Raw genomic sequence first — 19,394 nt, forward strand, 5'->3', positions numbered from 1 at the left:
CCGGAGGAGTCCGGTGTCTCCACGAAGGACCTGGCGACCGCTGCTGGCCGCCGTCGTCGCTGCCGCGCTCGGCCTGGTCGGCGGTGGCGCCACGCCGGCCACGGCAGCCGCCCCGCAACCCGTCTACGCCCCGCCGGGCGGCGTCGCCGACCCGGGGGTCGTGCAGCACGACGGGAACTTCTTCGTCTTCGCCACCGGCAGCCGGGCCCCGGCATACCGGGGGGACACCGCCTCGGGCCCCTGGGTCGATCTCGGGCCGGTGCTCCGGGCGCTGCCCGGCTGGGCCGCGAGCGGGGCGGTCTGGGCGCCGGACGCGGTCCGCACCCCCGCCGGCTGGGTCCTCTACTACTCGGCTCCGGCGAAGGACCTGGACGGGCAGCGGTGCATCGGCGTCGCGAGGTCCACCGCCGTCGGCGGCCCGTACGATCCGGTCGGCGACACCCCGCTGGTCTGTCCGGGTGGCGCGCACGGCGCGGACGACGCGGTGCCGGGTCGGCCGGTGTCCGCCGCCGGCGTCATCGATCCGGCGCCGTTCCAGGACGCCGAGGGCCGCCGTTTCCTGCTGTACAAGACGCAGCAGACGCCCTCGTCGATCCGGATGCTGCGGGTCGACGACGCCGGGACCGGCTGGGTGGGCAACCCCAGCGGCGAACTGGTCCGCAGCGACGGCATCATCGAGAACCCGCAGCTACGCCAGCGCGGCTCCACCTTCGTGCTGTTCGCCTCCCGGTACGGCTACGACAACTGCAGCTACGCCACCGTCTACCTCACCTCCACCGACAAGTGGGACTTCCACGGCAAGGCCCAGAATTCGCTGCTCACCACCGCCGGCACCGGCATCTGCGGCCCGGGCGGGGCCGACGTCGTGCCGGCGCTGGTCGACGACGAGCAACGGATCTTCCTGCACGGCTGGGTCTGCGGCGGCACCGCCCCGTGCCGACAGCAGCCCGACGGCTCGCTTCCCGCCGACGCCCGCCGCGCGCTGTACGCGGCGGTGTTCCGGTGGGACGGCGCCACCCCCCGCGTCGGCGCGTTCCTCTGAGCGCCGCCGCGCGACCGGCGGGCCCGCCGCCGCGCACCGGCCGGACCGTGTCCGCGCGACCGGCCGGACCACCGCCGCGCGACCGGCCGGCCCGCGGGTGCGGGCGCGGCGGACGACGCCGGGACCGGGGCGTCAGCGCGGGCGGGGGTCGGGTGGCAGCGGCACCTGGAGGAAGGTGGTGCCGCGCAGGTCGAGCCACGCCCGGTCGGGCCCGCGCACCAGGCGCAGCATCACCTCCGCGCAGGCCGGGCAGCGGGCCACCAGGCCGGGGGCGTGGGAGTAGACCCGCAGGCCCGCCATGGGACCGGTCGCGCCGCACGACGCGCAGCGCCCGGTGGCCGCGCTGACGTCCATCGCGAAGACCTCCCGCAGCGGGCCGTCGAGCATGTTGCCGTCCAGGTAGGACTGTTCGGTCATGGGGTCTCCTCGTCGGCGGTCAGCCGGTGGGGCCGAAGCGTTCGGTGCGGACCCGACGCGGCGGGTGGCCCAGCCCCACCAGCAGGTCCGCCACCGTCTCCACGAACCCGGTCGGGCCGCAGACGTAGCACAGCGGCTCCAGCTCGGCTGGCCAGCCGTGGGTGTTCACGTCGGCCAGCCCGATCCGGTGCGGCTCGCCCCGCCAGCCGTCGGGGGCGGCCCGGGTGTAGACGTACGCCACGTCGAGGCCCTGGTCGTCGCGGGCCCGGCGGCGCAGCTCGTCGGCGTAGATCACGTCGGCCGGGGTCCGCGCGGAGTAGATCAGCCGGAACGGGGCCCGGCTGCCGGCGGCGCGGCGCGCGCGGACCATCGCCATCAACGGCACCACCCCCGAGCCGCCGGCGACCAGCAGCACCGGCGCGGTCTCGGCGGGGCGCCACACGAACCACCCGCCGACCGGGCCGCGCACCTCCACCGGGTCGCCGGGCGCCCAGGTGTCGATGAGGTACGGCGAGACCTCTCCGTCGGGCACGCGCTGCACGGTGAGCGCGACGCGGTCGCCCTCGGCGGGCCCGGCGAGGGAGTACGACCGGGCGGCCTGGTAGCCGTCGGGGGCGGTGAGCCGCACGTCGACGTGCTGGCCGGGCAGGTGGCCGGGCCAGCCGGGAACGTCGAGCACGAGGGTCTGCGCGGTCGGCGTCTCGGTGCGGCGCTCGACGAGCCGGGCCACCCGCCAGCCCAGCGGGGCGGCCAGCGGGGCGCTCAATCGCCGGCGTAGCGCTGCTCGCGCCACGGGTCGCCGTAGTCGTGGTAGCCGGCGGTCTCCCAGAAGCCGGGGGTGTCGGTGTTGCCGAGGCGGATGCCGCGCACCCACTTGGCGGACTTCCACAGGTAGAGGTGCGGCACGAGCAGCCGGGCCGGCCCGCCGTGCTCGGCGGGCAGGTCCCGGCCGTCGTAGCCGTGCACCACCCAGGCGCGTCCGCCGCGCAGGTCGGCCAGCGGCAGGTTCGTGGTGTAGCCGCCGTAGGAGTGGGCCAGCGCGTACGCCGCGTCGGTGGCGACGCCGTCGAGCAGCACGTCGAGCGAGACGCCCTGCCAGGTGGTGCCGAGCTTGGACCACCGGGTGACGCAGTGGATGTCGACGGTGGGGGTCTCCTGCGGCAGGGCGGTGAACTCGGCCCACGTCCAGCGGTGCTCCGCGCCGGTCTCGGTGGTGACGACGAACTCCCAGGCGTCCGGCCGCACCCGCGGCGTCGGGCCGGCGGAGAGCACCGGGAAGTCCTCGGTGAGGTATTGCCCGGGCGGCAGGGCCGGCCCCGCCGAGCGGCGTCGGCCCTGGAAGCCTGGCGAGACGATTCCCACCCGTCAGTCGTACCACCTGGGGGCGCGCGTCGGTACCGTTCGCCCGGACCGACGCGCGCCGCGCGGTCAGTGCCGGCCGGTGACGACCTCCTTGTCGCCCGGGGACGCGTCGCGGGTGGCCCGGAGGCTGGTGAGCGTGACGATCACCAGCACGCCGATGATCACGCCGAGCGAGGCCAGGGTCGGGATCTCCGGCACGCCGGACCAGATGCCGTGCGCCCAGTGCAGGCCGAGCTTGACGCCGATGAAGGCGAGGATGATCGCCAGGCCGTAGCTGAGGTGCACGAGCCGGCTGAGCGCGGCGTGCAGCACGAAGTAGAGCGCCCGCAGCCCGAGCAGCGCGAAGGCGTTGGTGGCGAAGACCAGGTACGGGTCCTCGGTGATGCCGTAGACGGCCGGCACCGAGTCGACGGCGAAGACCACGTCGGTGGCGAGCACCGCGACCACCACGAGCGCGAGGGGGGTGAGCGCCCGGCGGCCGCCCTGCCGGACGGTCATCCTCGTGCCCTGGTACTCGTCGACGACCGGCATGAACCTGCGCAGCAGCTTCACCGACCGCATCTTGTTGATGTCCACCTCCTGCTCGTGCCCGGAGAGGGCGTCGCGGAGCAGCTTGACGGCGGTGGCGATCAGGATGATGGCGAAGATCAGGAAGGCGAAGTCCAGGGTCTGCAACGCCGCCGCGCCGAGGGCGATGAAGACGGCGCGCAGCACCAGCGCGCCGGCGATGCCGTAGAGCAGCACCCGCTGGGCGAGCACGGCCGGCACCGCGAACGCGGCCAGCAGCAGCATGAAGACGAACAGGTTGTCGACCGAGAGCGACTTCTCCACCAGGTAGCCGGTGAGGTATTCCACGCCCTGCTGGGAGCCGTAGCGCGACCAGATCCACGCGCCGAAGGCGATCGGGAGGGCGACGTAGAACGCCGACCAGCCGAGCGCCTCCCGGATCGACACCTCGTGGGGGCGGCGGGTGACGAGGAAGTCCAGCACGAGCAGGGCGAGCACCCCGGCGATGGTGACCGCCCAGAGGGTGGGCGTGCCGATCGAGGACAGCGCGCCGGCAGCAAGAAGGGATGATTCGGTCATATGGGTCTCCTCGAACACCGTGTCATGTTCGAGGTCTCCTTCACCCACGATTCCGTGGGCAACCACCCGAGGCGCGCCCCGGGCACGCCGTACTGACCGGAATGGTTCGTGGGAAGTACTCCCCTCGTGGGACCAGGTTAGGCCAGCTCCGGGCGACTCGCCAAGCCGACACCGACCTGTCACCAGGGGTGATGCCCCGGTGGCGGGTGGTCCGGCCGGCCCTGTCCCCCGACGCCCGCCCGCGCCTATGGTGTCCCGGTGAGCGAGCGCGCGCACCACCCCGACGCAGGTCCGGCGGCCGGCGGCCCGGTCGGCCCCCTCACCGGGGTACGCGTGGTCGAACTGGCCGGCATCGGGCCCGGCCCGTTCGCCGCGATGATGCTGGCCGACCTGGGCGCCGACGTGATCCGGGTGGACCGGGCCACCGACGTCGACCCGGCCGCCTTCGGCACCCCGCACCCGGACCTGCTCAACCGGGGCCGCCGCTCCGTCGCCGTGGACCTCAAGTCGCCCGGGGGCCGGGAGGCGGCGCGGGCCCTGATCGGCGGCGCGGACGCCCTGATCGAGGGCTTCCGCCCGGGGGTGACCGAACGCCTGGGCCTCGGCCCCGCCGACTGCCTCGCGGCCAACCCCCGCCTGGTCTACGGGCGGATGACCGGCTGGGGGCAGGACGGCCCACTCGCCCCGTACGCGGGGCACGACATCGACTACCTGGCGCTGACCGGGGCGCTGCACGGCATCGGCCGGGCCGGCGAGCGCCCGGTGCCGCCGATGAACCTGCTCGGCGACTTCGGCGGGGGCGGGATGATGCTGGCCCTGGGCGTCGTCGCCGCCCTGTACGCCGTCCGCGCCGGCGCGCCGGGCCAGGTCGTCGACGCGGCCATCGTGGACGGCGTGTCGGTGCTCTCCACGATGATCCACTCGCTGCGCGGGGCCGGCAGGTGGCAGGACCCGCGCGGGGTGAACCTGCTCGACGGCGGCGCGCCGTTCTACGACACGTACGAGTGCGCCGACGGCCGGCACCTCGCGGTCGGCGCCCTGGAGCCCCGCTTCTACGACGAGCTGGTCCGCCGCACCGGGTTCCCGCTGCCCGGCGACGACGCGCCGGAGCGCGCCGACCCGGCGAACTGGCCGGCCCTGCGGGCCGCCTGGGCGCGGCTGTTCCGCACCCGCACCCGCGACGAGTGGACGGCCTTGCTCGGCGACTCGGACGCCTGCGTCGCGCCCGTGCTCGACTGGGCGGAGGCCCCGCGGCATCCGCACCTGGCGGCCCGGCGGGTGTTCGTGGAGCACGCCGGGGCGACCCAGCCGGCCCCGGCGCCCCGGTTCTCCGGCACGCCGACGGCGCTGCGCCGGCCGCCCCCGCACCCCGGCGAGCACACCGACGAGGTCCTGGCGGAGGCCGGCTTCGCCGCCGACCGGATCGCCGCCCTCCGCGCCGCCGGCGCGATCGCCTGAGGCGCAAGGAAGGGCCCCCTGTTAACGCCTTCTGTTGTACAGGGGGCCCTTCCTAACCCGCCGCGGCGGCCCACCGGCGGCCAGCCCCGCCGGGGTGGCCGGTCAGGGTCGGCGCGGGGCCGCCGCGCCCGGGGCGAGCGCCGGCTCCACCATGTCCCGGTAGTCGCGCGGCATCTGCACCACGATGTCGTCGAACTCCCCGCCGGTCACCGCCTCGCGCAGGGTGGTGAACACCGCCCGCACGGCGTCCCGGGCGGCCCGCTCGTCGAGCCCGGCCCGCTGGCCGACCCGGGCGACGAACTCGGCCGCGCCGAACCGGTCGGCGGCCTCGGTGTCCGGGCTGGGCCGCAGGACCAGTTGCAACGGCCTCGGCAGCTGCGCCGCGAGGTCGAGCACCTCGCCGCCGGTCAGCCGCTCGGCGAGCGTCTCCAGCGTGGCCCGGGTCAGCTCGACGGCCCGCTCGCCGGGGACCCGCGCCCGCAGGGCCACCTGGTCGACGAAGGTGTCGTAGTTCATGACGGCGCTCCTTCCGCTGCCTCGGGCCGGTCGCGCCCGCAGGAGGGGCTCGCGTACCCGCCGAACGGGCCGGGAAACGGCGGCCGGGCGGCGTCGATCGCCGGACCCCGCGCGGGCGTGGGCGGCCGCACGGTGGGTAACCGCCGCCGGTCGGGAAGCCCGATCGCGGCGACGAGGAGCGCACCCATGGCGAGCTACGACGACGTCCTGCAGTACCTGTCCAGCCTCGACTACCCGGCGGACAAGGCCGACGTGGTCCGCGAGGCGGAACGGGAGGGCGCCCCGCCGGACGTGCTGCGCGCCCTGCGGGCCCTGCCCCCGGTGGACTACGCCAACGGGACCGAGGTGGCCCGGTCCGCCGGCATCGAGGCGGCCCCCGAGGCGAGCCCGGCCCGCCGGGCGGCACAGGCCAGGGAGCCGCACACCCGGGTCTCGCAGCACCTGCGGCGCATCTGACCGCCCGCCGACGAGCCGGACGATCGGGTACGCGGCCGGTGCGGCGCGTCGACGGCCACCCCCCGGCGGTGGCGCAACCGCTCGTGATGGGGCTGGTCGGGCTGCTGGCCGGCGGCCTGTTCGCGCTCGTCGGCTCGCCCCGGATCGGCCCCCTCGTCGGCTGGGACGCGGCGGCGCTGAGCTGGCTGGTGCTGGTGTGGCGCAGGCTGTGGCCGCTCGACGGCGAGGGCACCGCCCGGCTCGCCGGCCGGGAGGACCCGAGCCGCGCCGTCCGCGACGTGCTGCTGCTGGCCGCCTGCCTGGCCAGCCTGCTGGCGGTCGCGGTGGTGCTGCTGTACGCGCACAGCGCCCCGCCGGGGCCGCGCCGCGACGCGTACGGCGGGCTGGGCGTGGTGAGCGTGCTGCTGTCCTGGCTGGTGGTGCACACCGTCCACACCGCCCGGTACGCGCGGATCTACTACACGGGACCCGAGGGCGGGGTGATGTTCCACCAGCGGGAGCGCCCCCGCTACTCGGACTTCGCCTACCTGGCGTTCACCGTGGGGATGACCTTCCAGGTCTCCGACACGAACCTGACCAGCAACGAGATGCGCACCACCGTGCTGCGGCACTCGCTGCTGTCGTACCTGTTCGGCGCGGTGATCATCGCCGCGACGGTGAACCTGGTGGTGGGGCTGGCCGGCTGAGCGGGCCGCCGCGACAGAAACGGGTGAGCGGGCCGCCTCGACAGACGGGCGCCCCGGGCCACGAACCGCGACCCGGGGCGCCACGCAGAACCTGTGCCCCGGCGGTGAACGCGGACCGAACCGGACCGCACCGCCGGGCGGCCACTCGCACCCGATGAGGGCGGGAGTCAACTGCCGAGATCATCGTACCGACACCATCGTCCGAACGGTCAGTTCTCGGGAAAACTGTGGGCCAACGCACCTCAGGTGAGCTCGGCGTACCGCTGCTCCAGGTCGACCCGGGCGAGCGCGCCGACCAGCCAGGCGAGCCGCTCCGACCCGCCGCCGCCGGCCAGGTCGGCCAGGTCGGCCGCCGACCCGCCCAGCCCCAGCCGGCGGGCCGCCGCCAGCGCCCGCCGGTCCGCCACCGGGGCCACCTCCCGCCACAACGCCTGCGCCTCGCGCAGGAACAACGCCACCGCCTCGCCGTCGACGCCCGGCAACCCGGCCAGCAGCGTCCGCTCGACGGCCGGGTCGTGCCGGGCCGCCCCGCGCAGCCGCCGCAGGTCGCCCCGGTAGCGCTCCACGACGGTACGGGCGAGGTCGCCGAGGCCGTCGGCGAGCGCGTCGACGTCGCCGCGCAGCCCCGCCCCGCGCAACACGCGTACCCGGTCGGCGTGCAGCGACCGGGCCAGCCGGGCGGCGCTGTCCCACCCGGAGTCGCGCAGCGCCGCCGCGGCGGCCACGGCGCACCGGAAGTCACCCCGGCGGGCCAGCAGGACCGACAGGGTGAGCAACTGGAACAGGCTGGACGGGTTGTTGGTCACCCGGAAGCCGTACTGCTCGGCGAAGCCGCGCCCGTCGCCCGCCAGGCGGCGGGCCAGGCGCTTCCTGTCCTCGATGGTGGAGATCGCGGTGGTCGGCATGCCCGCGACTACCCGCGTCGCCGCCGGCCACGCCTGGCGGGCGGCGGCGGGGTGAGCGGCGGCTCAGCGCAGGATCTCGCCGTGCCGGGTGCGGGCCAGCAGCCGGGTGGTCGGCAACGCGGGCGCCGGCAGCGGCGGGGCCGCGTCGTCCGCCACCACCCCGAAGCGGCGGCCCGCCGCCCAGTCCGCGCGGGCCTCGGCGATCTCCTCGTGCGACCGGCCGACGAAGTTCCACCACATCACCAGCGGCTCCTCGAACGGCTCCCCGCCGAGCAGCAGCAGGCGGCTGCCCGGGGCGGCGGCCAGGGTCAGGCTCTCCCGACCCAGGCCGAGATAGAGCAGCGATCCCGGCTCCACCGACACGTCACCCACCTCGGCGACGCCGGACATCGCCAGCAGCGCGTACTCGAAGTCGCGGCGCAGCGGCAGCCGGGCCGGCGCCGCGCCCCGGGCGGTGAGCTGCGCGCCGAGCAGCGGGGTGTGCACCACGGCCGGGGAGCGTTCCCCGCCGAGCTCGCCCACCAGCAGCGTCACGTCGGCGTCGCCGTCGCGCCACACCGGAAGGTCCTCGTGGTGGGCGAAGCCCGGCCCACCGGCCCGCGCCGGGTCCGGCAGGGCCACCCACAACTGCACCCCGTGCATCACCGGCGGATGCTGCGCCGGCGACCGCTCCGAGTGCGCGATGCCGTGACCGGAGGTCATCACGTTGAGCTGCCCCGGGCGGATCGGCTGCACGTTGCCGAGGCTGTCCCGGTGCACGATCTCGCCGTCGAGCAGCCAGGTCACCGTCTGCAGGCCCGTGTGCGGGTGGGGCGGCACCTCCATGCCGGGCCGCTGCGCGACGTCGTCCGGACCGAAGTGGTCGACGAAGCACCAGGCCCCGACCATCCGCCGCTGACGCTGCGGCAGCAGCCGGCGCACCGTCGTGTAGCGGCCGAGCGGCACGTCGTGGCCCGGCAGCAGCACGCTGCCCGGGTCGGCGGGCGCCACGCCCGGCGGTCGGGTCTGCGCCGGCAGAGATTCCGTACGATCCACCGCCCGACTGTACGCTCAGCTCCCCTCGACGGTCACCGTGTTGGCCCCGGCGACCATGTCGACGTACACCCGGTCGGCCCGGCGGTCCCAGTCCGGCGAGCCGGTCAGCGTGCCGGCCGCCACCCCCTGCCGGTGCCGGTCGTAGACGGTGACCGCGCCCGCACCGGCACCCGCCCGGACCCGGGTCGGCAGCGCGCCGGGCACCCGGACCACCAACTGGTTCACCCCGCCGGTCAGCCGCACCGTCAGCGTGCCGACGACCCGGGGCAGGCGCAGGTCGACGCGGGTGGCCCCGGCGGCGAGCTCCAGCCCGGTCAGCCGGCCCCGGGTCAGGTCCAGCACCTGCTCGGTCACCCCGCCGGCCAGCCGCAGCCGCCAGGTCACCCGGGAGCTGAGCACGACCTCCGCGACGGCCGGGCCACGCCGGCCGCTGACCGCCATCCGCACCCGCAGCCGGTCGCCGACGAGCTCCGGGCGGGGCTCCACCCCGCCGTCGGCGGGGCTGGTGATCCGGTACAGGTCCTCGCCGAGGTCGTCGATGCGCAGGTCGAACGTGGTCAGCCCGTCGAGCAGCTCGAAACTGGCCCGGGCCCTACCGGCCAGGGGCGCGGTGAGCACCCGGCCGTCGGCCGACGCTCCCCCGCCGCCGGGCTCGGCCGCCAGCGGCACCGTCGACCCGACGTCCGGCCTGCCGCCGGAGAACGCCACCCCCAGCCGGTCCGGGTTGGCCAGGGTCACCGCCACCGCGCCGGCGCCCAACGCCAGCACCACGACCGCGGCGGCGACCATCAGCCGTACGCCGCGCGGCCAGGCCGGAACGGGCGGCTGCGGGACGGGGTCCCCGGTCACCTCGACGACCGGTGCGGGCACCGGAGGAACGGCCTCCGGACGGCGGTACGCGTCATGCTCCGACACCGGCATGTGCTCCCCTTTCGCGGTCCCCCGCCAGGCAGTACGTACCCGACCCGGGATCGGATCACTCCGCTCCCCGGCTGGCAAGGAAGGGCCCCTTGTTAACGCTTTCTGTAGCGGAAGGGCCCCTTGTTAACACCCGCTGGGCAGGGCCGCCGAGGGTCGGGGCGCCACCGGTAAGGACGCTACCGGCCGGGCTCCTGGTGTTCGGGGGCCCGGCCGGCAGCGTGTGTACGTGGTGTCAGCTGTTCCAGTGTTGGGTGACGAGGTCGGCGGCCTGCTGTTCCCACTGCGCGTAGGCGTCGGGGTAGGCCGACACCTGGACGGTCTGGGCGGCGTCGGTCAGGGCCATGTTCTGCCAGCCGTCGACCTGTCGCAGGCCCTTGAGGAACGCCGTCGTCGCGTATTCGGGGTCGGTGATCTGCTCGGGCGAGCCCCAGCCGCTGGAGGGACGCTGCTGGAACAGGCCGAGGGAGTCGTGGTCGTTGCGGTCACCCAGGTGACCCAGGTTCTCCAGCTTCGACTCCTGCAACGCCGTGCCGATCGAGATCACCGCGGCCCGCTCGTCCAGGCCGGCCTTCTTCGTGGCGGCGATGATGGCCTTGACGTTGGCGGTCTGCTCCGGGTCGAGGTCGATGCGCGACTGCGCGCCCTGCACACCGTGGGGGATCAGCTTCCCGGCGTCCACGCCGCTGGACTGGGTGGTGGCGGCGACGGGCCGCGCGTCGACCGCGCCGGTGGTGTCGGTGGTGGTGTGGTTCAGGGGGCCGGCGGCGAGGCCACCGGCGAAGGCGAGTCCGGCGATGCCGAGGACGCTCTTACGCAGGATGGTCGTGTTCATCAGGGGTGACTCCAATCCGGGGGTCGGCACACCCTCACGCCCCGAACGGGGGGGTGGTACGGGGGTGTGCGAGCACCACGTCGAGGCGCCCGAACAACGAACAAGAAGAAGACGAGCGGGGGAAGGGAGCGGGGCGGCTGCCATCAGTGGTGGTGCCGGCCCGGGTCCAGGTGTAACGACCGGCGACCCGCCCCCATTCCCGGCGACCGGCCACCACCCCTGGGGGGCGAGGGCTGCTGGGCCGGGGGTCTGGCGGGTGCTGCTTCGGTCGTGCGCCAGGTGTAACGCCCCCGACCCCGTCGAGATTCCAGCCCACGGGTTGCCGCCCGTCACCACCCCGCCCCCGGCAGGCCCACCTCGACCCCACCCCACCCCACGCCACCCCCGCGCGCCGGGACGGACAAACCCCCCACACGGGCAGTCGCGTGACGGGATGCCGGGCAGGTGGCGGTATCAGCGGGCCGGGATACCGCCACCTGCCCGACATGATCAACCCCACCCACCCCATGCCACGCCACCCCGGCGGGTCGTACAAACCCCCCCACACGGGCGGTCGCGTGACGGGATGTTGGGCAGGTGGGGGCATCAACGGGACGGGATACCGCCATGTCCCCGACACGGAGTCGATCAGCCGGGCGGGACGCGCCGACCCGTCAGTGCTCAGGCCCGCCGCGCCAGGAGCCGCTGCGGTAGACCGTTCCCCGGTACTCCCCCGTGCCGCGTTCCGGCCCGGTCGGCAGGCCGCGGTCGGCGCCGGCAGACGGGCCGCGCCCAGCCGGACCGCCGGCGTGCCCAGCCGGACCGCCGGCGAACCCGACGAGGTCGCCGCCGCGCTCCTCGGCGGACGGACCGCCCATGGACGGACCACCGACAGACGAGTTCGCGGAAGCGGAAACGGACGAGTTCGCGGAAGCGGAAACGGACGTGGAGGCGGACGTGGAGTCGGAGGCCGCGGCGTCGCGCCGTGCGGCGCGGGACCGGCGTACCCGGGTGACGACGAACCACGCGACCGCCAGCGCGGACACCGCGATGACCACGTTCTGGAACGTGCCGACGTAAGCCTCGACCACGTGCCAGTTCTCGCCGAGCAGGTAGCCCGCCAGAACGAAGACCGTGTTCCAGATGAGGCTGCCCAGGGTGGTGTAGAGCAGGAACGTCAGCACCGGCATCCGCTCGACGCCGGCCGGGATCGAGATGAGACTGCGGAACACCGGGATCATCCGGCCGAAGAACACCGCCTTGACGCCGTGCCGGAGGAACCACGCCTCCGTGCGGTCGACGTCCTCGAGCTTGACCAGCGGCAGCTTGGCGGCGATGGCCCGCATCCGGTCCCGGCCCAGCATCGCGCCGATCCAGTAGAGGGCCAGCGCGCCGACCACCGAGCCGAGGGTGGTCCAGCCGATCGCCCCGACCAGGCTCATCCGGCCCTGGCTGGCGACGAAGCCCGCCAGCGGCAGGATCACCTCGCTGGGGATCGGCGGGAAGAGGTTCTCCAGCGCGACCGCCAGCCCGGCGCCGGGGCCACCCAGCCGCTCGACCAGACCCGTGACGAATCCGACCGGCCCGTCGGAGCCGGGTTCGGGACCGGCGGCGACCGTGCGGGGGAAGGGCAGGAGCGGCTGCGTGCTGATCATCCGACAACGGTAGTGACCGTTCCCGCCGGCTGCCACGCCCCGCCGACGCGACGACGGGCGGGACGGGCGGGCCGTACACCGTGGACGGCCGGCGTCGGTGTGGCCCGTCAGCCCGCCGCGTCGCCGCGCGCCCCCGGGAAGCCGGTGAGCAGTTCCCTTAGCCGGGCGGCGGTCTCCCCGCCGATCTCGTCGCGCTCGACCGCCTCGGCGATGTCCTCGCGCAGGTCCCGCAGGTGCTTGGCCCGGTCCTTGAGCTTGCCCCGGTTGAGCTCGGCGACCTCCTCGCGCAGGTCGTCGGCGGTCTCGCGGTCGATGTCGCCGCGCGCCTGCGCCTCGTCGATCAGGGCGGTGAACTCGGCGGCGAGCTGGCGCAACGTGACCGGCAACGAGCGGGCGGTGGTGGGCGGGGCGGCGGCCGACCGGGGCGGCTCGGTCGGCTTCCCGGCGGCGGAGGCGACGGTCGTGGGCGCCCCGGTCGGCGGGGTCGGCGCGCCGTCGCCGAGGGCGAGCAGCGCGACCACGCCGACGAGCAGCGCCATCCCGGCGGCGACGAGGACGCCGGGGAGGCGGTTGCCCTGGCCCGGGCCGCGCGGCGCGCGGCGGGCGGGCTCCGCCGCCGGGACGGGCCCGGGCACCCGGGCGGGCGGGGACGCCGGACCGGACGCCCGCCCGGGGCGGGCGGGGGCCGCCCAGGACCCGGCGCGGTCCACCAGCGTGGGCGGGTGGTCCGGGGGCGTCGGGTCGGCGGGCCGGGCCGGGGCCGACGCGGCGGCGGGCCGGGTCCCGGCCGGTGTCGCGCCGAGCCGGCGGGCCAGTTGGGCGGCGGTGGGTCGGCGGGCCGGGTCGGCGCTCAGGCAGGCGAGGGTGAGCGCGGCGACGTCCGGGGGCAGCCCGGGGACGCGCAGCGGCGGGGGCTGCCGGCGCTGCGCGTGCGCTTCGAGGGCGTCCGCCCAGGTCTGCACGGGCAGCGGGGCGCGGCCGGCGAGGGCGCGGTGGAGCAGGGCGCCGAGGGCGTACACGTCGCTGGCCGGGTTCGGCGGCCCGGGGCGGAACCGCTCGGGGGCGAGGTAGGCGGGCGTGCCCATCATCGGCTCGTCGTCCGGCCCCGGACGGGACTGGTGCGCCCCCGGAGCGGACCCGGAGCGCCCGGGGCGGGGATCGCCGTCAGCGCCGGTGCGGGGCTGGTGCGGGCCGGCGAGGGCGGCGATGCCGAAGTCGAGCACCTTCGCGCCGCTCTCGGTGAGCATGATGTTGGCGGGCTTGATGTCGCGGTGCACCACGCCGATGCGGTGCGCGGCGGCCAGGGCGGCGGCGACCTGCCCGGCCAGCCGGACGGCTTCGGGCCAGGGCAGCGGGCCGGAGGCGAGCCGGTCGGCGAGGCTGTGCCCCTCGACGAGCTCCATCACCAGGTACGGCACCACCGTCGGGCCCCCGAGGGCCGCCTCGCCGTAGTCGTACACCTGGGTGACGTGCGGGTGGGTGAGCCGGGCGGCGGCCCGCGCCTCGCGCTGGATGGTGGCGCGCAGGTGCGGGTCGGCGGCGAGTTCCGCCGCGAGGGCCTTGACGGCGACGGGGCGGTGCAGGACCTCGTCGTCGGCGCGCCACACCTCGGACATGCCGCCGAGGCCGATGCGCTCGCGCAGGACGTAGCGGTCGTGCAGACGCAGGGTGGGCGTGAACGGCGACATCGTGGTCCAGTCTGCCTGCCGGTCGGCGTCGGGCACCAGTCGCGTCTGTCTACCCGTGAGCGTCGGGCGGGCAGACGCGTCTGTCCGTCGCCGTCGGGCAGCAGTCGTGACGGCGCGGTGGCCGGGCCGGTGACGGAGGGTCAGGGTTTGCGGGCCACTGCCCCGTACATGCTGACGTCGACCACCGAGGGCCGGGGCAGGGGCTCCCGCTCGGCGCGCCACTGCGCGATCGAGACGATGCCCGGGTCGACGAGCTCCAGGCCGGCGAAGAAGCCGGCGAACTCCGCCCGGCTGCGCAGGCTGATCACGTTGTGCGCCCCGCCGGTCCGCGTCGCCGCGATGGACTCCTGCGCCACCTGCTCGGGAAGGTGGTCGTAGGTGGCGTGCGAGGCGGCCAGGTAGCTGCCGGCGGGCAGCGCTTCCAGCAACCGACGGACCACGTCGTACGGGTGGTCGGGGTCGGGCAGGAAGTGCAGGATCGCGACCAGCATCAGCGCCACCGGCTGCCCCAGGTCGAGGGTGCGGAGCAGGTCGGGGTGGCTCAGGATCCGCTCCGGGTCCCGCAGGTCGGCGTCGATGTAGGCGGTCGCGCCCTCGGGCGTGCTGGTCAGCAGCGCCCGGGCGTGGGCGAGCACGATGGGGTCGTTGTCGACGTATACCACCCGGGCCTGCGGGTCGGCGGCCTGGGCGACCTCGTGGGTGTTGTCGGCGGTGGGGATGCCGGTGCCGATGTCGAGGAACTGCCGGACGCCGGCCTCGCGGGCGAGGTGGCCGACGGCCCGCTTGAGGAAGCGGCGGTTCTCCAGGGCGGCGGTGCGGATGGTCGGGAAGGCCGCGGCCATCGCGTCCCCGGAGTCGCGGTCGGCCTGGAAGTTGTCCTTGCCGCCGAGCAGGTAGTTGTAGCGGCGGGCGGGATGCGCCACCGAGGTGTCGATCCGGTCGCTGGGGTGGGCGGAACCGGTCGAGGTGCCGGGGGCATCGGTGGTCAAGGGGTGCCTCCATGGCTCTGCGCTTACCTGTTGCGCGGCGTCCGTCCACTGTCGCCGGTGTCGACCATGGTAGAGGCAGCCCGCGCCACGGCCCCGACCAGGGAACCCGCTACTGCGGATAGAGCTCGTCGCGCAACCGGGTGAGGAGTTCCGGCGTGCGCTCCGGTGGCTCGGCCTCGACGCAGAGTCGTTCCATGGCCGCCGCGTAGTAGTCGAGGTCCTCGCGCTTGTCGAGGTAGATCGCGCTGGTGAGCTGCTCGATGTAGACGATGTCGGGCAGGTCCTGGTCGCCGAAGCGCAGGATGGTGAACGCGCCGCCGGCCGCGGCGTGGCCGCCCGCGTCGAACGGGATGATCTGCAACCGCACGTGCGACGCCCGGGTCGCCTCGATCAGGGCGGTGAGCTGGTCGTGCATGACCTGGGGGCCGCCGATCGGCCGGCGCAGCGCCGCCTCGTCCACGACGGCCCACAGTTGCGGCGGCCGGGGGCGACGGAGCAGTTCCTGGCGCTGCATGCGCAGGCTCACCCGGCGGTCGATCTCGTCCGCCCCGGCCCCCCGGTGGCCGAGCAGGACGACGGCCCGGGCGTACTCCGGGGTCTGGAGCAGGCCCGGCACGAACTGCACCTCGTAGCTGCGGATCAGCGCGGCGGCCGCCTCCAGGCCGAGGTACGACTGGAACCACGACGGGAGCACGTCGCCGTAGCGGTGCCACCAGCCGGGGCTGTTGGCGTCGCGGGCGAGCTTGAGCAGGGCCTCCCGCTCCGTGGCGTCGGTGACGCCGTAGAGGCTGAGCAGGTCCGCGACGTCGCGTTCCTTGAAGCCGACCCGGCCCAGCTCCATTCGGCTGATCTTCGACTCGGAGGACCGGATCTCCCAGCCGGCGCCCTCCCTGGTCACCCCGCTGGCCTCCCGCAGGCGGCGTAGCTGCGCGCCGAGCAGCATGCGCAGCACGGTCGGGCCGGTGGCCGGGCCACCCTCCGTGGGAACCATCGTCACGCGCCGACCTCCGCTTGCTGCCTTCGTCGCACCGGGCCCCACCCCGGCCGACGTGTAAGCATGCCATGGACCGACAGTGAGGTGAACCCGGCCCGACCGGCGTTTCGGTCCCGTTGACGGGACGCAGCCGAGGGGTGACCCAGGGTCAGCCGATGAGGTGGTCGAAGTCGCCGTCCCGGGCGCCGAGGACGAATGCCGCGATCTCGTCGATCGTGTAGATCAGCGCCGGACCATCGGGGTAGCGGGAGTTACGGACGGCGATTCCGGCGCCGCCGGGTAGCTCGGCAAGCTCGACGCAGTTGCCGCTGGGATTGCTCCGTCGACTCTTCAACCAGGTCAGCGGAGGGAGCTGTGCAGTGGGAACGCCGTTGCGGGGCTGCTGCATGGGGCATCTTTCTTGTCAAGAGCCTGCCGATGCCGCGGGGAGGAGCGGTGTGCTGGCGAGGGGCGGGGCTTACGACGGGATTTGCTGCACGTGCATCTGCTATTGCATCTGCACCGGACAGCGAGCATGATAGCCCAACGAGGGTGTACCCAGGTGTTCACTTTGGGTTACCTCACCTGGGGCTGTACCAGGGAAAACAGGAGCCCCCACGGGCACGGCGGCAGCGGTCGGGCGCGTGGGCAGACGCGGTGAGGAGGGTTCGTGCCGGATCCGTTGACCATCGCGTCCGGCATCTCGGCCGCCGGGGCCCTGGTCTCCGCCTGGCAACTGCGCCGCCGGGCCATGCTGGCCGAGGCGGAGATCGAACACCTCCAGGCGGAACTGGCCGCCGAGCGGCACGCCGCCAGCCACGACCCGCTCACCGGGCTGCCCAACCGGCGGGCCTTCTTCCGGCTGGCCGCGACCCTGCTCACCGACAGCGCCGGCCAGCCGCTGATCGCCATCGTGCTGGACCTCGACGACTTCAAGCAGGTCAACGACCGCTACGGGCACGCCGCCGGTGACCAGGTGCTGATCAGCGTGGCCGAACGGCTGGCCGCCTTCGCCGGGGACAATCTCGTGGCCCGCCTCGGCGGCGACGAGTTCGCGGGGCTGCTGGCCACCCCGACCGTCGACCGGCGGTGGATCGAGCACGCCTCCCGCCGGCTCTGCGAGTCGCTCGCCGCGCCGATCCCCCTCGGCGGCCTGAGCCTGCGGGTCACCGCCTCCGTCGGGCTCGCCCCCGTCACCTGCCCGACCCAGCTCACCGAGGCGCTCGACCGCGCCGACGCGGCGATGTACCGGGCGAAGAGCGTCGGCGCGTCCCGCTCCGCCCGCCAGCTCATCGACAGCGCGCGCCTCGCCGAGTGCTGACGCCCCGCCATCGGCGGGGCCGCGACGGGGCGGCGGGGCTCAGCGCCAGCCGTAGCCGGCGCGCAGGGCCTGGCCGACCCGGTCGAAGCGCGCCCGGTCCAGCACCGCGCCCTCCCGGCGGATGCTGTCCTCCCGCATGGTGAGGACGCGGTCGAGCCGCACCCAGCTGGGCCGGTTGTCCCGGTCCCAGGCGCCCGGGCCCAACGCCAGCCAGTGCCGCTGGCCGTCCCGCTCGCCCTGGCTGGACAGCATCAGGCCGAACAGGGTGCGGCTGGAGCGCCCCACCACCAGCACCGGGCGGTCCTTGCCCTGCCGGGGGTCGTCCTCGTAGGGGACCCAGGTCCAGACGACCTCGCCCGGGTCGGCCTGCCCGTCGGGCTCGGGGGCGTAGCTGAGCTCCCGGCGCTGCAACGCCGTGACCTGCCGACGCCGCGCCACCTGGGCCGGGATCGGACCGGGGGTACGCGTCGGCGCGGCCCCGCCGCGGGCCACCCGCCCCAGCCGGGACGCCACACTCCTCAACAGACCTGCCACGGCGGGCAGCCTAACCCGTCCCCCGGCCCGCCGCCCAGCCACGGCGGCCGGCGGGCGCCGCGCGGCCGCCCGCCGCGCGACCGGGCCGGGGCGGGCACAGTGGGGGGATGACGACGAACCTCCACGCCCCGCTGGCCCGCTACGCCGCCCGGTTGCACGCCACGGCCGGCGACCGGCACCACGTCGCGTCCCCGCTGGGCGCGTGGCTGCTGCTCGCCCTCTGCGCATCGGCCGTCCCCGAGGGCGACGCCGCCGGACCCCACGGGCACGCCGCCGGACCGGACGGAAACGCCGGACTCGACGGGCACGCCGGACTCGACGGGGACGCCGCCGCCCTCGCCGACGCCCTGGGCACCGCGCCGGCGCGGGCCGCCCGGATCGCCGCCGACCTGCTGGACGCGCCGCATCCCCTGGTGCCGTCGGCGACGGCCGTCTGGCACCGGCCCGGCACCGGAAGCGCCGGGCTGGACGCCTGGCGGGCCGCCCTCCCCCGCGCCACCGGGACCGGCCCGCTGCCGGACCAGGCCGGACTCGACGCGTGGGCCCGCGAGCACAGCCTCGGGCTGATCGAGCGGTTCCCGCTGGCCCTCGACCCCCGGGTGGCGCTCGCCCTGGCCTCGGCCGTGGCCACCCGGATCTCCTGGGCCGCCCCGTTCGACCTCGCCCCGGCCGGGGCGCTCGGCCCCGACAGCCCGTGGGCGGGGCGGCTGACCCGGGTGCTGCGCACCCCGGCGCACGGGCACCGCACGTGGATCGCCGCGACGCCGGAGGCCGGGGACGTCGCCGTGCACGTGGCGGCGGCGCAGCCGGCCGTGGACGGCGGGCACGAGGCGGGCGGCGCGGACACCCGCACGGACGGCAGCGGCGGGGCCGCCGGGGCGGGGCTGTCGGTGGTCTCGGTGGCCGCCGCGCCCGGGGTGGCCCCGGCCGACGTGCTCGCCGCCGCGTACCGGATCGCCGCCGACATCGAAGCCGACGAGCCCACCGGCCGGCGGTCGCTGTTCGACCTGCCGCTGGGCGAGACGCCGCTGTGGACGCTGCGCGAGGAGGCCGTGCGCACGTTCGCCCCCGACCGCCGGGAGCAGCGGCACACGGCGGCGCTGCCCTGCTGGTCGGCCCGCGACGAGCACGACCTGACCGGGCTCGGGTTCACCGCCGCCGGCCGGGTCCTCGCACCGCTGGTCGGCGCGGGCGACGTGCGGGCCCGGCAGGCGGTCGCGGCCCGCTACGACCGGTACGGGTTCGCCGCGGCGGCCGTCACCGGGATGTTCGCGCGGGTCAGCCTGCCCCCGCTGGGGGTGGCCCGCGTCGCGGAGCTGCGCTTCGGCCACCCGTACGCGGTGGTGGCCGTCGCCACCGACCGGCGCGGCGGCGGCACCGGCCCGTGGCACGGCGTGCCCGTCTTCTCCGGCTGGGTCGCCGAGCCCGACGACGTCGCCGCCGCCGACCTGGCCGACCCGCCGGGGGCCTGAGCACACCGGGGGCCTGCGGCGGTGGACCGCCGCAGGCCCCGGCCCCGTGCCGGGGCGGCCACGCGGG

At 75.7% G+C, this 19,394-nt stretch carries 20 protein-coding genes and 1 pseudogene; 6 read left to right on the plus strand and 15 right to left on the minus strand.

The genetic code is table 11. The features are described 5' to 3' along the window. Window positions 1–13: 13 nt before the first annotated feature. Entirely contained in the window at window positions 14–1,042 is a 1,029-nt protein-coding gene (locus tag O7633_RS05220) for a glycoside hydrolase family 43 protein (protein ID WP_282326404.1), read from the plus strand. A gap of 132 nt (window positions 1,043–1,174) precedes the next feature. Here the strand turns inward: O7633_RS05220 and O7633_RS05225 are convergent, their stop codons facing one another. The 4 genes from O7633_RS05225 to O7633_RS05240 all read right to left on the minus strand — a co-directional run bounded on the left by O7633_RS05225 (window position 1,175) and on the right by O7633_RS05240 (window position 3,907). Continuing rightward, a complete protein-coding gene (locus O7633_RS05225; protein WP_278135862.1) occupies window positions 1,175–1,459 on the minus strand; it encodes a DUF6510 family protein in 285 nt (94 codons plus the stop codon). 19 nt (window positions 1,460–1,478) lie between these two features. Further along, window positions 1,479–2,225 carry a ferredoxin reductase gene (locus tag O7633_RS05230; RefSeq protein ID WP_282326405.1) on the minus strand — a complete coding sequence of 249 codons (747 nt, stop codon included), beginning with the start codon at window positions 2,223–2,225 and terminating at the stop codon, window positions 1,479–1,481. Continuing rightward, a complete protein-coding gene (locus O7633_RS05235; protein WP_282326407.1) occupies window positions 2,222–2,821 on the minus strand; it encodes a sulfite oxidase-like oxidoreductase in 600 nt (199 codons plus the stop codon). Before O7633_RS05235 ends, O7633_RS05230 begins: the two co-directional genes overlap by 4 nt. Window positions 2,822–2,887: 66 nt before the next feature. Beyond that, window positions 2,888–3,907 (minus strand): TerC/Alx family metal homeostasis membrane protein, encoded by a 1,020-nt coding sequence (locus O7633_RS05240; RefSeq protein WP_282326409.1) that lies wholly within the window; start codon window positions 3,905–3,907, stop codon window positions 2,888–2,890. Window positions 3,908–4,165: 258 nt separating this feature from the next. Here O7633_RS05240 and O7633_RS05245 point away from each other — a divergent pair, with 258 nt between their 5' ends. Then, window positions 4,166–5,365 (plus strand): CaiB/BaiF CoA-transferase family protein, encoded by a 1,200-nt coding sequence (locus O7633_RS05245; RefSeq protein ID WP_282326411.1) that lies wholly within the window; start codon window positions 4,166–4,168, stop codon window positions 5,363–5,365. Window positions 5,366–5,467: 102 nt separating this feature from the next. On the opposite strand, the gene O7633_RS05250 is transcribed toward O7633_RS05245, so the two are convergent. Next, entirely contained in the window at window positions 5,468–5,881 is a 414-nt protein-coding gene (locus O7633_RS05250) for a DUF2267 domain-containing protein (protein WP_074473237.1), read from the minus strand. Window positions 5,882–6,067: 186 nt separating this feature from the next. Between O7633_RS05250 and O7633_RS05255 the strand changes: the two genes are divergently transcribed. Then, window positions 6,068–6,337 (plus strand): DUF2795 domain-containing protein, encoded by a 270-nt coding sequence (locus O7633_RS05255; protein ID WP_074473236.1) that lies wholly within the window; start codon window positions 6,068–6,070, stop codon window positions 6,335–6,337. Window positions 6,338–6,405: 68 nt separating this feature from the next. Beyond that, window positions 6,406–7,023, plus strand: coding sequence for a DUF1345 domain-containing protein (locus O7633_RS05260; RefSeq protein WP_282326414.1), 618 nt, complete (start codon window positions 6,406–6,408; stop codon window positions 7,021–7,023). A 242-nt stretch (window positions 7,024–7,265) separates the two neighbouring features. Here the strand turns inward: O7633_RS05260 and O7633_RS05265 are convergent, their stop codons facing one another. From O7633_RS05265 to O7633_RS05305, 9 genes and pseudogenes are all read right to left on the minus strand, one after another. Then, window positions 7,266–7,928 (minus strand): hypothetical protein, encoded by a 663-nt coding sequence (locus tag O7633_RS05265; protein WP_282326416.1) that lies wholly within the window; start codon window positions 7,926–7,928, stop codon window positions 7,266–7,268. 63 nt (window positions 7,929–7,991) lie between these two features. Continuing rightward, window positions 7,992–8,963, minus strand: a complete 972-nt coding sequence (locus tag O7633_RS05270; protein WP_282326418.1) for a pirin family protein — start codon at window positions 8,961–8,963, stop codon at window positions 7,992–7,994. A 15-nt stretch (window positions 8,964–8,978) separates the two neighbouring features. After that, window positions 8,979–9,884: a hypothetical protein gene (locus tag O7633_RS05275; RefSeq protein ID WP_282326420.1), complete on the minus strand. Its 906-nt coding sequence runs from the start codon at window positions 9,882–9,884 to the stop codon at window positions 8,979–8,981. A gap of 232 nt (window positions 9,885–10,116) precedes the next feature. Continuing rightward, entirely contained in the window at window positions 10,117–10,716 is a 600-nt protein-coding gene (locus O7633_RS05280; protein WP_282326422.1) for a hypothetical protein, read from the minus strand. A 971-nt stretch (window positions 10,717–11,687) separates the two neighbouring features. Then, window positions 11,688–12,329, minus strand: a pseudogene (locus O7633_RS05285) (DedA family protein); the annotation flags it as partial. A 128-nt stretch (window positions 12,330–12,457) separates the two neighbouring features. After that, a complete protein-coding gene (locus O7633_RS05290) occupies window positions 12,458–14,074 on the minus strand; it encodes a serine/threonine protein kinase (protein WP_282326424.1) in 1,617 nt (538 codons plus the stop codon). Window positions 14,075–14,178: 104 nt separating this feature from the next. After that, a complete protein-coding gene (locus tag O7633_RS05295; RefSeq protein WP_282326425.1) occupies window positions 14,179–15,027 on the minus strand; it encodes an SAM-dependent methyltransferase in 849 nt (282 codons plus the stop codon). A gap of 109 nt (window positions 15,028–15,136) precedes the next feature. Beyond that, the gene (locus tag O7633_RS05300; RefSeq protein WP_178065077.1) at window positions 15,137–16,024 is read right to left on the minus strand and encodes a helix-turn-helix transcriptional regulator; all 888 of its coding nucleotides are present in this window, start codon (window positions 16,022–16,024) and stop codon (window positions 15,137–15,139) included. 145 nt (window positions 16,025–16,169) lie between these two features. Continuing rightward, window positions 16,170–16,409, minus strand: coding sequence for a DUF397 domain-containing protein (locus O7633_RS05305; protein ID WP_074473229.1), 240 nt, complete (start codon window positions 16,407–16,409; stop codon window positions 16,170–16,172). 261 nt (window positions 16,410–16,670) lie between these two features. On the opposite strand from O7633_RS05305, the gene O7633_RS05310 reads away from it, so the two are divergent. Beyond that, on the plus strand, window positions 16,671–17,321 hold the full coding sequence (locus tag O7633_RS05310) for a GGDEF domain-containing protein (protein ID WP_282326427.1): 651 nt from the start codon (window positions 16,671–16,673) through the stop codon (window positions 17,319–17,321). Window positions 17,322–17,360: 39 nt separating this feature from the next. Here the strand turns inward: O7633_RS05310 and O7633_RS05315 are convergent, their stop codons facing one another. After that, the gene (locus O7633_RS05315; protein ID WP_282326428.1) at window positions 17,361–17,855 is read right to left on the minus strand and encodes a type II toxin-antitoxin system PemK/MazF family toxin; all 495 of its coding nucleotides are present in this window, start codon (window positions 17,853–17,855) and stop codon (window positions 17,361–17,363) included. A 107-nt stretch (window positions 17,856–17,962) separates the two neighbouring features. Here O7633_RS05315 and O7633_RS05320 point away from each other — a divergent pair, with 107 nt between their 5' ends. After that, window positions 17,963–19,327, plus strand: a complete 1,365-nt coding sequence (locus O7633_RS05320) for a hypothetical protein (RefSeq protein ID WP_282326429.1) — start codon at window positions 17,963–17,965, stop codon at window positions 19,325–19,327. The last annotated feature ends 67 nt before the right edge of the window (window positions 19,328–19,394 follow it).

This window comes from Micromonospora sp. WMMD712 (assembly GCF_029581295.1).
GTDB classification, from domain to species: domain Bacteria; phylum Actinomycetota; class Actinomycetes; order Mycobacteriales; family Micromonosporaceae; genus Micromonospora; species Micromonospora carbonacea.